The sequence below is a fragment of the Pseudomonas sp. MDT1-17 genome (assembly GCF_054898105.1).
This window is the reverse complement of the sequence record NZ_JBUBVM010000001.1, coordinates 3261634-3276434: the sequence shown is the minus strand read 5'-3', so window position 1 is coordinate 3276434 and position 14801 is coordinate 3261634. Positions and strand designations below refer to the sequence as shown.

At 58.7% G+C, this 14801-nt stretch carries 14 protein-coding genes; 7 read left to right on the top strand and 7 right to left on the bottom strand.

Annotation, left to right across the window (positions count from 1 at the left end; genetic code table 11):
• Positions 1–105 precede the first annotated feature (105 nt).
• Entirely contained in the window at positions 106–1041 is a 936-nt protein-coding gene (locus ACYZTX_RS15140) for a Ppx/GppA phosphatase family protein (protein WP_462034733.1), read from the bottom strand.
• Between the two features lie 237 nt (positions 1042–1278).
• Between ACYZTX_RS15140 and ACYZTX_RS15135 the strand changes: the two genes are divergently transcribed.
• On the top strand, positions 1279–1578 hold the full coding sequence (locus tag ACYZTX_RS15135; RefSeq protein ID WP_462034732.1) for a hypothetical protein: 300 nt from the start codon (positions 1279–1281) through the stop codon (positions 1576–1578).
• Between the two features lie 130 nt (positions 1579–1708).
• On the opposite strand, the gene ACYZTX_RS15130 is transcribed toward ACYZTX_RS15135, so the two are convergent.
• Entirely contained in the window at positions 1709–2167 is a 459-nt protein-coding gene (locus ACYZTX_RS15130) for a winged helix-turn-helix transcriptional regulator (RefSeq protein ID WP_462034731.1), read from the bottom strand.
• A 138-nt stretch (positions 2168–2305) separates the two neighbouring features.
• On the opposite strand from ACYZTX_RS15130, the gene ACYZTX_RS15125 reads away from it, so the two are divergent.
• Positions 2306–3577 carry an MFS transporter gene (locus ACYZTX_RS15125; RefSeq protein WP_462034730.1) on the top strand — a complete coding sequence of 424 codons (1272 nt, stop codon included), beginning with the start codon at positions 2306–2308 and terminating at the stop codon, positions 3575–3577.
• Positions 3578–3604: 27 nt separating this feature from the next.
• Here the strand turns inward: ACYZTX_RS15125 and ACYZTX_RS15120 are convergent, their stop codons facing one another.
• From ACYZTX_RS15120 to ACYZTX_RS15100, 5 genes are all read right to left on the bottom strand, one after another.
• On the bottom strand, positions 3605–4531 hold the full coding sequence (locus ACYZTX_RS15120; protein WP_462034729.1) for a Gfo/Idh/MocA family protein: 927 nt from the start codon (positions 4529–4531) through the stop codon (positions 3605–3607).
• Positions 4531–7467: a sensor domain-containing phosphodiesterase gene (locus ACYZTX_RS15115; protein ID WP_462034728.1), complete on the bottom strand. Its 2937-nt coding sequence runs from the start codon at positions 7465–7467 to the stop codon at positions 4531–4533. The genes ACYZTX_RS15120 and ACYZTX_RS15115 overlap by 1 nt, the downstream gene beginning before the upstream one ends.
• A 135-nt stretch (positions 7468–7602) precedes the next feature.
• Positions 7603–8298 (bottom strand): tRNA (adenine(22)-N(1))-methyltransferase, encoded by a 696-nt coding sequence (locus tag ACYZTX_RS15110; protein ID WP_462034727.1) that lies wholly within the window; start codon positions 8296–8298, stop codon positions 7603–7605.
• 113 nt (positions 8299–8411) lie between these two features.
• The gene (locus ACYZTX_RS15105) at positions 8412–8639 is read right to left on the bottom strand and encodes a hypothetical protein (protein WP_462034726.1); all 228 of its coding nucleotides are present in this window, start codon (positions 8637–8639) and stop codon (positions 8412–8414) included.
• Between the two features lie 214 nt (positions 8640–8853).
• Positions 8854–9147, bottom strand: a complete 294-nt coding sequence (locus ACYZTX_RS15100; RefSeq protein WP_462034725.1) for a hypothetical protein — start codon at positions 9145–9147, stop codon at positions 8854–8856.
• A gap of 190 nt (positions 9148–9337) precedes the next feature.
• Here ACYZTX_RS15100 and ACYZTX_RS15095 point away from each other — a divergent pair, with 190 nt between their 5' ends.
• The 5 genes from ACYZTX_RS15095 (at position 9338) to ACYZTX_RS15075 (ending at position 14769) form a co-directional block, all read left to right on the top strand.
• Positions 9338–10468 carry a PAS domain-containing protein gene (locus tag ACYZTX_RS15095; RefSeq protein WP_462034724.1) on the top strand — a complete coding sequence of 377 codons (1131 nt, stop codon included), beginning with the start codon at positions 9338–9340 and terminating at the stop codon, positions 10466–10468.
• Positions 10465–11901 carry a sigma-54 interaction domain-containing protein gene (locus ACYZTX_RS15090; protein ID WP_462034723.1) on the top strand — a complete coding sequence of 479 codons (1437 nt, stop codon included), beginning with the start codon at positions 10465–10467 and terminating at the stop codon, positions 11899–11901. The genes ACYZTX_RS15095 and ACYZTX_RS15090 overlap by 4 nt, the downstream gene beginning before the upstream one ends.
• Positions 11902–12143: 242 nt before the next feature.
• Entirely contained in the window at positions 12144–12746 is a 603-nt protein-coding gene (locus ACYZTX_RS15085; protein WP_462034722.1) for a dimethylamine monooxygenase subunit DmmA family protein, read from the top strand.
• Complete coding sequence (locus ACYZTX_RS15080; protein ID WP_462034721.1) at positions 12743–13711, top strand: PDR/VanB family oxidoreductase; 969 nt, start codon at positions 12743–12745, stop codon at positions 13709–13711. The genes ACYZTX_RS15085 and ACYZTX_RS15080 overlap by 4 nt, the downstream gene beginning before the upstream one ends.
• A 17-nt stretch (positions 13712–13728) precedes the next feature.
• Positions 13729–14769: a heme-dependent oxidative N-demethylase family protein gene (locus tag ACYZTX_RS15075; RefSeq protein ID WP_462034720.1), complete on the top strand. Its 1041-nt coding sequence runs from the start codon at positions 13729–13731 to the stop codon at positions 14767–14769.
• The last annotated feature ends 32 nt before the right edge of the window (positions 14770–14801 follow it).

Below are 14801 nucleotides of genomic sequence, written 5' to 3'. Positions count from 1 at the left end.
TGTCCGAAAAATGAGCATAGGTGGACATCATGTCTTTCCCTGGGTTCTATACACGTTAAGCACTGTAAAAGCGGGTTCCTGCTCTACAAGGTTGCGATGGGTCGATCAGTGTCTAGACATCAGACCATGGAGAACGCCGAACCTCAGACCCGGCTCGGAAGGCATCATATGCGAGACACCAAACACCTTGAATGCCGCCAGCATGAGCACCAGACCGCCAGGCAAGATGCTCAGGCGATGGCTTTGCAAGCCCGCCAATCTGAGCTGTTTGACATGCCCCACTTCAAGCAGGCGCAACGACAAGCGCAACAGGCCGCTGTAAGTGATGCCGCTCTCACCGAAGTCGTTCAAACCATTGGCCTTGAGCACTTTGGCCAGCATCCGTGCTGTGCCTGAAGAACCTATAACCTGCTGCCAACCCTGCGCGCGATAACGTCGCGCCACTTTTTCAAACTGCAGAGTGGCGACACGCTCAGCCTCCAGGAGCGCTTGTGCCGTGATACAGCCTCCCTGAAAGTAGCGTGCGCCGAAGGTGCCGCTGCCAATGGCAATACTCTCGGTCATCAGGGGCCGAGCGCCCTGCCCCAGAATCAATTCAGTGGAGCCGCCCCCGATATCCACGACCAGTCGCCTGTTTTCTGTACCGGGTATCGTATGGGCAACACCGGCGTACACCAGTCGGGCCTCTTCATGCCCAGAGATGACGTCAATACGAAAACCCAGGTGCCGCTCCGCGCTGGCTAAAAACAGTTGAGCATTGTCGGCTTCGCGCACGGCACTGGTCGCCACTGCCCGCACACGACCGGCTTCGAAACCGCGTAACTTTTTGCCAAATCGCGCGAGCGCTTGCCACCCCCGATCCAGCGCCAACTCGTCTAGCGCTCCGCCTTGAGACCCTTCCGCCAAACGGACTGGCTCACGCAAGGTTTTCACTTCCTGGATCACGAACCCCTGATTCCGTCTGACTGACTGGCCGATCATCATGCGAAACGCATTGGAACCAAGATCAATGGCTGCAAACAGGGACGCGTCTCCTTTCATGGGGGATTCCTTGCAAATTCATCAACCAGCAGGTGAAACCTGCTGAACGCTCTGGATGGTTTGCGAGGATCTTGCCACGGGCAAGATGACGCTAAGATGACACCCTCTACCCTCTACCCTTTACGAATGAGCAGACACCATGCTCATGCTCTCGGGTCTAGCAGGCGCAATACCGTCTAATCTGAGTAGAGTACGACTACAAATATGTCTCTAGCCTCTTGATACAGGGGAAATAGGATGACCGTGAAAACAGTGCACCAATGCTCGTCATGGGTCCTACTCTCCTTGCTCGCCATCAACCTGGTGCTGACAGCGGGATGTGCAGGCAAAGCTGCCACGGCTCGCTACTCGGCCCCAAGCGTAGGCTCAAGCTGCTATGCAAAAGCGCTACCCTCTGCGGGCGAGGGCGGCCTGGCTTGGGGCGCCACCTTGAGCATGGCGCGCAAAAAATCCCTGGATAATTGCATACGCTATGCCGGCCGATCCGGTGGCACGCCGAATACCTGCAAAGTGGTGTTGGCGGAGTGCAGAAATTAATAGAGCGACAGCGCAGCGGGCCGAGGGCAGCTGATTCACACACCCATTTTTTTAACTGAGGTGGCCGGGCAGCCGGCCAAGTATTCGTTGATCTCGTCTTTCTTCATGAAACCGTGAGCCTGCTGTCGATTCACGACTCGCCATCAACAAGTCTCACCCTGTGGCAGTCAGAGGGTCCAAGTTTCTGACCGCTTGATGAGCGAACTTCAATCGGCAGCAGAGGCTGGCCGGACTCGTTGTCCATCAGTACAGAACGCGTCTCCTGTGGCTTGAACAAGTAACGTTCGCCCCACTGCCTCATGCTGACCACAACCGGAAAGATCTCCCGTCCTTTGTCCGTAAGGACGTACTCCTTGTAAGCGCTTCCATCTGACGCCGGTCGAACGTCGAATACACCGACCTCAACCAGCGTTTTCAGTCGCGATGCCAGAATATTTTTGGCCACGCCCAAGCTCTTTTGAAATTCGCTGAATCGACGAATGTCATCAAAAGCGTCGCGGATGATCATAAGTGACCAGCGATCCCCAATTGCCTCCAGTGTCCTTGCTACCGGGCATTCACTGCTTTGCGGTGAAGCGTCTTCGACCATCTTTTTTGACCTTCCGGAATGTGGATTTGCCCAGTCTGCCCACCAGCCTGACGCAATGTGGTTGCAAATCAAAACCGGATACAGCAACAATTGAATCTAGTTTTTAATTGAAACCAGCTTAACGCCACGGAGGCGCGCATGCCAGCAGATGCCGATTCAGCCACCAAACCCTTCGCCAGGCAGGCTTCGCAATCACCGCCTGTGGAGACCGGAGAACGCAGCAGGACTGACCGGCCTTCAGGGCTTTCTCCGTCGCTCACGCTGTTGTTTTCTGTCACCTGCGCGCTTGCAGTCGCCAACGTTTACTTCGCACAACCGTTACTCGATTCAATGGCTCAGAGTCTGGGTGTGGACTCATCAATGATCGGGGTTGTGGTGACTGCTACTCAGATGGGTTACGCGCTGGGGTTGCTGTTCATCGTCCCACTGGGCGATTTGGTAAACCGTAAACGGCTGATTCTGACTCAAGTACTGCTGTCTGCGGTTGCGCTCGCGGCAGTCGGCGCAGCACAGCAATGGCTGGCCTTGTTGGGAGCCATGATCGTGATGGGCTTGTTGGCAGTGGTCGTTCAGGTGCTGGTGGCCTATGCCGCCGTGCTGGCAACGCCATCACAACGCGGGCAGGCAGTGGGGACGGTCACCAGTGGCATTGTCCTGGGCATTCTTCTGGCGCGGTTTACCGCTGGCCTGATTGCGGACATCGCAGGTTGGCGCGCCGTTTACTTTGTGTCCTCAGGATTGATGCTGGCCATCGCGACGGTGCTGTGGAAAGTGGTGCCTGTCACAGCGCCGCCACGGCATCAAGACGCCTACCTGGCGCTCATAAGTTCGCTCTTCAAACTGTTCATCACCGATCGCACTCTACGCGTCAGGGGCCTGCTGGCCTTACTGATCTTTGCCGCTTTTTCCGTGCTGTGGACGTCCATGGTGCTGCCGTTGAGCGCCCCGCCGCTGTCACTTTCACACACGGCCATCGGCATGTTTGGCCTGGCCGGCGTCGCCGGTGCCCTTGCTGCCAGAAGAGCCGGTCGCTGGGCCGATCAAGGTCTGGGGCAACGAGTGACCGGCATTTCGCTGGGGCTCCTGACGCTTTCCTGGTTGCCCATCACTTTTGCCGAGACGTCCCTGATCGCGCTGGTCTGTGGAGTGGTGTTGCTCGACTTCGCGGTGCAGGCAGTCCACGTCACCAACCAGAGCCTCATTTTCGCTGCACGACCCGACGCCCAAAGTCGCATGGTCGGCGCCTACATGTGCTTCTACTCGATCGGCAGTGCGCTGGGGGCGGCAGCGGCAACCCAGGTTTATGGGCTTTGGGGCTGGATGGCCGTAAGCCTGTTGGGCGCCTTGATCAGCGCTACTGCGCTGGTCCTGTGGTTTCTCACGTTTCATTTCTCAACGACCCATCGCTGAAGCGTCTCCGCTTTTACCTACCGGCCACTACTCATAGAACGGCTCAACCAGCGCCCGACTCCCAACAAAAAAACTGTCGGCAACCAGTCGCAGCGGCTGAAGGTCCAGATCACTGGCTTTGTCGCCGATCAGCTGTTGAAAATGTCGATACACCGCCGCGTACTCGCCCTCCTCCGATACGGCCTGGCGCACGCCATCAATACTCAACAGTGCGCCACCGTTGTCCAGTCGCAGGATGCCTTCGGTGCAGCGAATCTCGATGCTCCAGAGTTCCTCATGACCGTGGTCGAAATCGAACTCCGCGCGGACATCGAGGTGGCGCGCGTCAGACATTTTGATGGAAGCGGCAATAGGCGACTGGCAGTTGCTGGGGACTCGCAGTTCGGCAGACTCAACAAACAGCGGCAGCGCCAGCAGATGGGTTGCAATCGACAAGGCATTGATGCCGGGATCGAACACGCCCAGGCCTCCGGGTTGCCAGATCCATGCCTGGCCGGGGTGCCACTTGCGTACGTCTTCCTTCCAGTCGATGTGTACGCTTTGCAGGGTGCGGCTGGCCAGCCAGTCACGGGCGGCTTCGATGCCGGGCGCGTAGCGTGAATGCCAGGCGAACAAACCGCTGACGCCTTGCTCACCGGCCTGATTCACCAACGCCATCGCTTCACCCAATGTGGCGCACGGCGGTTTTTCGACCAGCACGTGTTTGCCTGCGGCCAGCGCTTGTTGCACCAGCGCGAATCGTCCTTGCGGCGGTGTGCAAAACGCAATCGCATCGACGTGCGGGCCGTTTTCGAGCAGCTCGCCCAAGGATTGAAAGTTCTCTACCCCGGCGCAGGGCCGCCCTTGCGTTGCGACAGACACCAACTGGAACGCAGAATTGGCGTTGATAGCGGGGACGTGTTGATCCTGGGCGATCTTGCCGTAGCCCACCAGACCGAGACGGATCGGTTGCATCAATGACTCCTGTTTTTTTGTTTTGTCTTGGACAAATCCTGACGACCAATCAGCGAACTCGCCAACAACGCCTCCAACCCCATCGGCTTGGCAAAATAATAACCCTGGGCCTGCCCTGCGCCCATTTCGTGCAGCAAGTTCAGCGTTGCTTCATCCTCGACACCTTCGGCCACCACACTCAGGTCCAGCGATTCGGCCATCCGCACAATCGCCCGGACGATCGCGCGACTGCGAGCACTGGTGGTCAGTTCGAGGACGAACGACTTGTCGATCTTCAAGCCGCTGAAACGGTATTGATGCACATAGCTCAGGGATGAAAACCCTGCGCCGAAGTCATCGAGCACCACCGACATGCCGTTGTCGGCCAATTGCTGCATGTTCAGCCGGGCAATCGCCGGCTCAGCCACCAGCGCACCTTCGGTCAACTCCAGGCATATCCGCGACGGCGCGACCCGGTGCTGCGCCAACAGAACAAGCACATCACTGGCAAAGTCCGGGCGCGTCATGCTGTGGCTGGAGCAGTTTACGTGCACCGCAGGCCAATTGGCGTGCTGGGGTTGTGCGAGGATCATTGCGATGCTGGTGAGCATGTACAGGTCCAGTCGACCGATCAGGCGCAAACCTTCGACATCCGGCAAAAACTCCCCCGGGGCGATCACCCGGCCGCCAGGCTGATGCCAGCGGATCAGCGCTTCAAGGGCCACCAGTTCGCCGCTTTCAACGCTGACAATCGGCTGGAAATACGGCAGCAGTTCGTCGGTACGTTTGAGCGCATTGCGCAACGCCCCCTCACGTTCAACCTGGTCCGAGACTTCACGGCGCACTTCCTGATTGAACACCGCGTAGCTGTCACGCCCGGCACTCTTGACCCGGTACATCGCCGCATCGGCATCGCGCAGCAAGTCGGCTGGCTCGTGATGAAACTGACTGTCGGCGCTGACAATACCGATACTGCAGGACGAAAAAACTTCATGGCCATTAATGAAAAACGGCAGGTCAAACGCCGCCAGGATCCGTTCGGCGATTTCGATCACCACGTCCAGCGGCGCCTCTGGCGCGAGCACCGAAAACTCATCGCCCCCCAGGCGCGCCAGCATGTCGGTGTCGCGCAGACAACCGCGCAGACGGTGGGCGGCCTGCATCAACAGCAGGTCGCCAAAATGGTGGCCGAGGCTGTCGTTGACCATCTTGAAACGGTCGAGGTCGATGAACATCACCGCCAGGTGCCCGCCTTCGCTGCCGAACCGCGACCAGGCCAGATTGAGGCGCTGTTGCAGGTAGGTACGATTAGGTAGCCCGGTCAGCGCATCGTGGGAGTTTTCGTGCTGCAACTTGGCATTGGCGTGATCGAGCTCGCGGGTGCGGTTCTGCACCCGGGCTTCCAGCTTGAGGTTGGCGGCATGGATCGCTTCGGCGGCCGTGCGTCGCGACAACGCGGTGTCAATGTGCCGCGACACGAAAGTCAGCAGTTCCTGGTCACGCAGGGTATAACGCACCTGCGAGGTATAGCTTTGCACCGCCAGCACGCCACGTACCACATCGCCATCGAACAATGGAATGCCCAGCCAGGAGTAGGATCGGACATATTCATCGGCCAGTTCGATTTCACCGTGCACAGACAATCGGTCAGCCTCGCCGGGGTCAATCAGACAAGGTCGACGCTGTCGGATAACGTACTCAGTCAAGCCCCGACGACCACGCCGTGCCACCGGGCAGGTCGTCTGCCGCTCATCGACATAGTACGGAAATGTCACTTCACCGGTCGCGTCGTCGAACAGCGCAATGTAGAAGTTCTGCGCGAACAGCAGATCACCGACAATGCCATGCAAGGTTTGAAACAACTCAGCCATGTCGCCGGGCTGGCTAGACAGTTCAGCAATCTGGAACAGCGCGCTCTGCAGGTGTTCGGCGCGCTCTCGGTCTGCCACTTCTTGCCTCAATGCGTCGTTGAGTGCCGAAAGCTCCAGGGTGCGACGCATCACCGTCGCTTCCAGGTCCTCTCGGTGCAGAATCCGGTCCAGTGCCATGGCCACGTGGCGGGCCACCACCAGAAACAGCGCGCGATCTTCAGCGCTGTAGGTACGAGAAACGTCGTAGACCTGCATCGCAAGCATGCCGAATACGTCATCCGAGGCGTTTTTCAACGGTGCGCCCATCCAGAACTCGGGACGATCACCCACGCAGTAGAAACGGTCCTCGGCCTGAGCCGCGAGAATGCCGGCGGCGTCGATCAGCAACGGCTGGCCGGTGGTCAACACTTGGCCGGTCAGCGACAGACGCGAAAGATCCAGGTATTCGTAGTTCTCGGACTCCAGGGCATCAACGTCGATGATGTCGACGTAATACGGGTAGTCAATCTTGCCACTGTGCGGGTCATACAGCGCGAGATAGAAGTTCTCGGCGTCGATCAGGCTGGCCAGCAGCCGATGAACCCCCACCAGAAACACTGACCGGTCGCGGGTCGAACTGGCCAGGTAGGTAATTTCATACAGCACACGCTGAGTAATTTGCGCGCGGGCAAGGGTATTGGTCTGTACCTGAACGCCCAGGCGCTGGGCAAACGCGGCGAGCGCTGGTTCTGCGGCATCTTCGAGGGGCGCGAGCAGCCAACCCAGCACACTTTCGCCTCGTCCGGTCGGCCAGCGGTGCACGCGCCAGCTCAGGCAAAAGGCTTCGAACTCTTCATTCGCAACGCTTGACGGCCACTGCACCCGTGGGTCGCCCTGCCCGACCAAATGCATTTGTTCACCGGCGCGGTACACCACCCACGCAGTGGTGTGGACCCAGTTACGCGCTGAGTCCAGCAATTGCTCTATCGTGTCGTCATTGCCAACGTAGGCCATGCCGGTAGTATCCGAATGCCCTTTTAGTTGAAATGCGACATCGTCGCAGTCGTTCGATTGCCGCGGGGAGTCGGTCAATGGACTAAAACTCATCAGCGCTCCCTGAGCCAGAAACTGGCGGTACTCACTTACTGGTGACTAGCAATGTGCCAGTGAACTTCCCGTTTAAAGCTTATAGAGTTTTTATTCAATAGTTTTATTCGCTTTGGTACAAACACCAGGCCGGGCTCAAGCCAGCAACTCGGTGATCCACCGGGCTTGCCGAGCGACGTCCTGCACTTTCTCCTCGGGCACGGCCTGCCGCGCCCGGGCGAAGTGGGTCAGGGTCTGCTGCTTATGGCGCAGGATGCGCTGCCACTTGGCCAGGAACGCCGAGTTGCGTGCCCGCATCTGCAGCGGGCCGAAGTACAGCTCCTCGGCGGTGTACATCACCGGCCCGACGCGCTCGGCGACGATGATTTCGTAGTCGAAGCGGTTTTCCCGCAGCAATTCCTCGCAGAGGATGCGGTAGCCATTTTCCATCAGCCATTGGCGCAGTGGCTGCTCGCCGCCGTTGGGCTGCAGGATCAGGCGCTCCTGTCCGCTCAGGCGCGCCTTGCCGCTGTCGAGGATGTCGCGAATCGTCTCGCCGCCCATGCCGCAGATGCTGATCGCCGTGATTCCGTCTCCCCGCTCGATCGCCGCCAGGCCACTGGCCAGGCGCACGATGATCCGCTGGTCCAGGCCGTTCTCGCGCACGGTGCGTTCGGCGGAACGGAACGGCGTCAATGCCACCTCGCCGGCCACCGCCGCGGCGATGGCGCCACGGCGCATCAACGCCACTGGCAGGTAGCCGTGATCCGAGCCGATATCGGCCAGGCGCGCACCGGCTGGCACATGCGCCGCCACGCGCTCCAGGCGCATGGACAATGTCTGTTCGTTCAACTGCAGTTCCTTTTCACCACAAACGTCCGGCACCTTGGGCATGACAACTAGCGTCGCATCATGCTTGGCGGGAGAGGCAGGATAAAGTGTCGGCGCGGGTCACATCAACCGGGTTAACCGACGACCTTTATCTGCGTCAGCCCTACCCGCTCAGCCTGCTCTAAAATCTGCTCAGGTGTGGCGTCCGCATTGGGCATGATCAGGCTGTTCTCTCCATCCCCAAAATGCAGCTGTAACAGGTGCATTGCCGCCTCATGGACGGGTAGTTGAGGCTGCTTGAGTTCGAACATGTGGGTGCGGGGCTCGCCGTTGAACAGGTATTCCAGGGTGAAGTTGCGCATGGTGGGATCCTCGTAATGGGAGAAGTGCAGCTGACTATCCTGACTTATTGGTCAGTTCTTAGTTCAATTGCTTGGCTTAGCCCTCCCATTTGAATCTTAGGCACGCTGTAGTCGCAGACAAAAAAAGCCCCGCGACCGAATGCGGTGCGGGGCAAAAAATTGGTTGGTTGCGGCCAACCAAAGGAGCTCTGTAGAAAGTGTTTACGGGCCGGGGTCAGATGCACTCCTGTGCTGCGCGCTCAAAACTCGAAGGCACCAAGTTCGAGGCCAGCAAGTGCCACTCGTAGATGAACACCTTGCCGCCGTTCCCTGCCTTGTAGGCTTCCAGCACGTTGTCCGCCGAGACTTTGCTCGGCACCACGATCCGGTAGCTGCGCTGGGTCTGGGACGGCATCGCCCAGGCAATATGACCATGGCGCAAGTTGTGCGTCTGCTCGACGATGTGGCAAAAGTGAACCCGGATTAGGCACGACGATACCGGTGGGCAGTGGACGTAGAGTGCGGCCATAAACAGAACTAAGCTGACTCTCCAAGTGCTGCGAAAATGCACATTTCGCTGCAATATCACAGCGTTTACTCACTCACAGGCCCTTAAACTTCAATGTTTACAAGCCTTGTAGTTGGCATGCGATATGCCCAGCTTTACTTGCCTGAGTGTTTCAATCAGGTACCCATAAGCCAAATCGAGCCGATCAATCGTGGATACCCTGAATTTACTGGCCAACAAAGTCCAACCCCTTTCAAGCACCGTAAGTGCTGACGGGCAACTCGTCAGTCTGTCCGCCAGCCTGAGCGATCAATTGGGTTATGCGCCAGAGGAGCTGCTGAATCAGCCGATTGAACGTATCTACAGCGTCGAGTCAGTGCGTGTCTTGCAGTTGCTGTTCGCTAATCCTCCTGCCGACGAGCAAGTCCAAAGCCTGGAGCTGACCCTTATTCGCCACAACGGCGGTCTGCTTCAAGTGGTCGCTTGCGGTCTTTTGGAGTGGCGCTCGGTTCAACCGGCGCGCCTGCACCTGCTGAAGATTCCACTTGGGTCGCTGGGACATCGGCTGCGGGAAATGCACAACGCCAATGAAGTAATGAGCCAGATGTTGCAGAGCGCAAAGGTCGCCTACTGGTGCATCGAGTTCGCCGAGGCGGTGGACATCAATACTTCGCCGGATGAAATCGTCCGCCAGGTATTCGAAAACGACTCCCACTGGCGCCTGTGCAACCGGGCCATGGCCGACGTGTATGAGATGCCATCGGATGTCGATTTCAACCAACAACCGGTTCGCCTTTACTGGCCTCGCAGCCCGGCCAACGAGGAATTCGTGCGGCGCCTGATCGAAGCCGGTTTCAGCGTCGACTGCGCACTCTCGGTGGATCGGCGTCACGATGGTTCACCGGCCTACGTCGAGAACGATGTACGCGCAACCATCGTAAACGGGCATCTACTGCGCATGTGGGGCAGCATTCGCGACGTCAGCCAGGAATTGCGCATGCAGCACGACGCCGAGCAGCGCATCGATGCCTTGCGCCGGGTCTTCGATGCGGTGCCGGATGCGGTGCTAGTGATCGACGAACATCTGCAACCACAATGGCGCAACGCAGCCTTCGAAGAGACCTTTGGCATTACCCATGGCGCCGGCATCGCTCGACTGTTGCTGGATAACGCCCTGCCCGAGCGCACCTGGCACAGCCTGCCGCTGCCCGATTTGAGCGGGCGAGACTTGAACTTCAATGTGCATTGTTCGCGCATCCTGATTCGTGAAGGCGTGGCCTGGCGGGTCGCGGTGTTTCGCGAAAGTCAGGGCGTGCGCCGTGCGCAAGAGTTGCACCCATGAAAGACAAGAACCTGCCACCCACGCTACAGATGGGCATGCGCTCGTCAGTAAATGTCAGCAGCGAAGTTCTCGGCGCATTGCTGGAAACACCCGCGCTGCACGCCTTACTCGACAGCTTCAGTGAAGCGCTGATGGTGACGGACGGTGAAGGCCGGGTGCGTTTTCTCAATCTGGCCGCCGAGCGCATTAATCGACTTTCCAAACAGCAAGCCGTCGGGCTGTCCGACAGTGAGTTTTACCAACGCTCGGCATTGAATTACGACGACTTGCAGGCAGCACTAAATCGCGGCGGTAACAGCGCCTTGACCCGCTCACGGGAAGGCCGGGCTCTGCTCAGCAGCACCCACGCCATCCCCACTGGCGCCTACGAAAAACCGTTCAGGATGTTGACTCAGAAAGACTTCGACGGTAGTCAGCCTCAGCGTCGAGCATCGCTGGGCAACCGGCCAGTAGAGCCGCAAGGTCTGCGCGATCCCCAAGACAGTGCCCTACACTTATCACCTCAGCTATCGAGCATCGCCGACACCGGCGTGCGCGCCTTCCGACGTCGCGCGCGGTTGTTACTGCTTGGCGAGCCTGGCGTCGGCAAGACCGCCATTGCCCAGCATATCCACCGTGCGGCCGGCTGGGGTGATCGCCCATTTATTCACGTTAACTGCGGGAGCATTCCGGAGAGCCTGTTCGAGTCGGAGATGTTCGGCTATGAGCGTGGCGCGTTTACCGGCGCACTGCAGGGCGGCAAGCAAGGCTATATCGAGGCGGCTTCGGGCGGGACCTTGTTTCTCGATGAAATCGGAGAAATTCCTCTGCATGTCCAGGCCAAGCTGCTGAAATTCCTTGAGGACAGTACTATCCAGTCTGTCGGATCGCCCCTGAGCAAAACGGTACAGGTGCAAGTCATTGCGGCCACCAACAAGGACCTGCGTCACTTGGTGAGCATTGGTGAGTTTCGCGCCGATCTCTACTATCGCCTCGCCGTCCTGCCGGTAGAAATTCCGCCGTTGCGCCAGCACCGGGATGACTTGCCGTTTCTCATCGACATCCTGTTGAGCCGCATCAATGGCGATCGCGAGCCCTCATTGAGTCTGTCTGCGGGCTGCCGGAAGCGGCTGATGGACTATGATTTTCCGGGCAATATCCGCGAGCTGGTGAACATCTTTGAACGGCTGGCCGTCCTCGCCGACGATGAAGCGCAGGAGCATCATTTGCCGGCTGAATTGCTCGAGCCGGTGCGCCCTCAGGAACGTTTGGAACCCTCGGTTACGGACGATAAACCGGAGGACAACTCAGAACAGAATCTCAAGCTTCAAGTCCAGTATTTCGAACGCCAGGTCATCCTCAGGGCCGTACATCTATGTGGCAGCAAGCGCAAAGCCGCGCAGCACCTGGGCATCGACATCGGTACGCTGATCCGCAAGCTCCAACGCGACTGAATCGCCCCGGCACAGGGATGTGTCCAACTCCCATCTTTTCGCATAAAGCGCTGCAAAAACGCCTACAACCGTGGCTATTTCTGCCTGCACCTTACGCCAACAATGCTATAAAACCCTTTAAATTCAACTAGTTGAATATTTGGCACGACCTATGCTCCTGCTATCTGCACCCCATCATCGTTGGGCTATGCAACAGAGCCGGCTTCCATCAGCCGAGCCGGTAGTGAGGAGGAATAATAAAAATGTTGATCACCGGGATCAAAAGTCGACCGATCTACGACCGGTTGCAACCACTGCCGGGAGGTATCAGGCACATCATTGCCGGGCAAGGCAGCGGCGGTCAGGCCATGTTGCGCTTGCTGGGTGATATGGCCGGCCTGAATCGACCGATCACCTTGCTGTACTCCCAGGAGTCGTTTTCCGGCCAGGACTTCCTGGACCAATTGCATCAGCACACCGAGCATCCATTGCACGTGCATGCCTCTAACCAGGCACTGATCGACGAGTTGAAGACCCTACTCGGCGAAGCGCGCATGGGCACTCGTCTTTACCTCGCAGGTTCTGAAAGTTTCCTCGGTAGTGCCATGCAAGTGGCCACGCATTTCGACCTGAATCGCGACGAGGTGCTTCGCGAGCACTCTGGAACGCTGGTCCGTCGCGTCTGGTGCGTGCACTGCGACAGCTACACCGAAAACGTCACCCAACGCGTCTACGACTGCCCCGGTTGCGGCCTGACGCTGGTGGTTCGCGATCACTATTCCCGGCGGCTGGCAGCCTTCCAGGCGGTCAAAGCCGATGCCGAAGTCCCGGGTGAATTGCCTGAAGCCGAGGAGCTCGACACATGAGCCAGAACAATGGGACGCTGAATCTGCGCGTGGACCGAATCGAATCGGTAACCCCGGAAATCAAACGCTTCACCCTGGTCTCGCCTACCGGCGCGCATCTACCGGCGTTCTCCGGCGGCAGCCACGTCGTGGTGCTGATCGCCAATCAAAACAACACCTTGCGCAACCCCTATTCGCTGTTGAGTTCGCCCTACGACACCAGCAGCTATCAGATTGCCGTGCGCCGAGTAGAGAGCGGTCGCGGCGGTTCGGTCTTGCTGCACGACAACGTCAGTGAAGGCGATCTGATCGAGGTCACGCCACCGGCCAACCTCTTCCCGCTGATCAAACAGGCGCGCCTGCACCTGTTCATCGCCGGTGGGGTCGGCATCACGCCGGTCATTTCCCAACTGGAAGAATTGCGCCTGAGCAAGGTGCCCTTCGAGCTGCACTACGCGGTGCGCGGCGAAGAGCACGCCCAGCTCGGCAAAGAGTTGCAGGCGACCTACGGCGAGCAGGTTCACCTGTATCGCAAAGGCATTGAGTCGCGCATGGACATTCGCCGAATCCTCACCGGCCGCCCGCTGGGCAGCCACGTTTACGCGTGCGGTCCAGACAGCATGATCGACGCCACCCTGACCTGTGCCCGCGACCTTGGCTGGACCGACAGCCATGTGCACTTCGAACGCTTCCTTGAACAAACCAGCGGCGGCGAAGCCTTCAGTTTCACCCTCGGCCGCAGCGGCGCGACGATCGAAGTTTCGCCGGACCAGACCATGCTCGAAGCGGTGGAAGCCGCTGGCTACACCATGCCCTACCTGTGTCGTGGCGGTGCCTGTGGTCACTGTGAAACCGAGGTATTGGAACTCGACGGCGAGCTGCTGCACACCGATGACTGGCTGTCCGACGAAGACAAAACCAGCCGCAAGAAAATCATGCCCTGCGTATCCCGCGCCAAGTGCAATCGCCTGGTCATCGACCTCTGATCGACGGAGACATAACAATGAATATCAAATTCAATCCCGACGAAACCTACCGCGACGATTACACCTTCGCTAACAGCCCGGAGACGATCGCCCGCGCACCCTTCCCGTTCCCTGATGACGACTACATGTACTCGATGAACCTCGAGCCGCATGTCTCGGTCGGCGACGGTGCGTTTCGCGCCGCCTTCGATATCGATGAACACTACATCAGCGAGTGCCGGGACCGCGCGATCACCCTGGAGAAAGATCCGGGTATGCACTACGTCTCGGCGCCGCACATGATGGAGGCGCAATGGGATTTGCTTGAACTGATCATGGAATCCTACGCCCGGGACTATCCGCAGTACTTCAGCCTGGCGCGTGAAGGTCGGCAGTGGCATTGGACCAACCGTCTGCTGGACATCGACGATCACTTTACTTTCGGCGATCCGACTACCCTGCCCTACGAGCCAATGGAATACGTGACCCGTCAGGCCCAGGGCGATTGGGTGCTGCAAGAAGAACGCGACGGCACGTTGTACTGGGGTGCCGGGATCGCTACCCAGCGCGCCGATTATTCCCTGCGTTTCAACCTCGGCATGAGCTGGGAAGAGTTCCATGGGCCGGTGCCGTTGGTGAAGGAAATCGGCATGCTCGACCGCGCGCTGAAGTTTTTGCTGCGTCTGCGCACCGGCCACCCGGTGCGTCGTTTGAACTGGTCGCTGACCGTCAATCCGCGCCTCGAAGTCTCGGCTGAAAGTCTGCCGGAATGGGCGCCGGACCGCACCATCGTCACTGCGGAAAACGCCGGCAAGCTGGTGTACCTGCGTATCGAGTTGCAGCCGCTGCATCGCCTGCCGCGCAGTAACGCCATCGTCTTTCCGATTCGCACTTACCTGCTCAGCCTCGAAGACATCGCCACCAATCCGGCGTGGGCCCGACGCATGCACCGGGTCCTGCGAGACTTGAACCAGCAACTGGTCGATTACAAAGGTTTCAGCCGCTACCGCGATGCCGCCGTCGAATGGCTCTCCAAGTACGACGACGGCCGCGACAGCGAGACCAAAAAACAGGCTTGAGTCTGACATTTACTACAACAAGAAACTCAAAT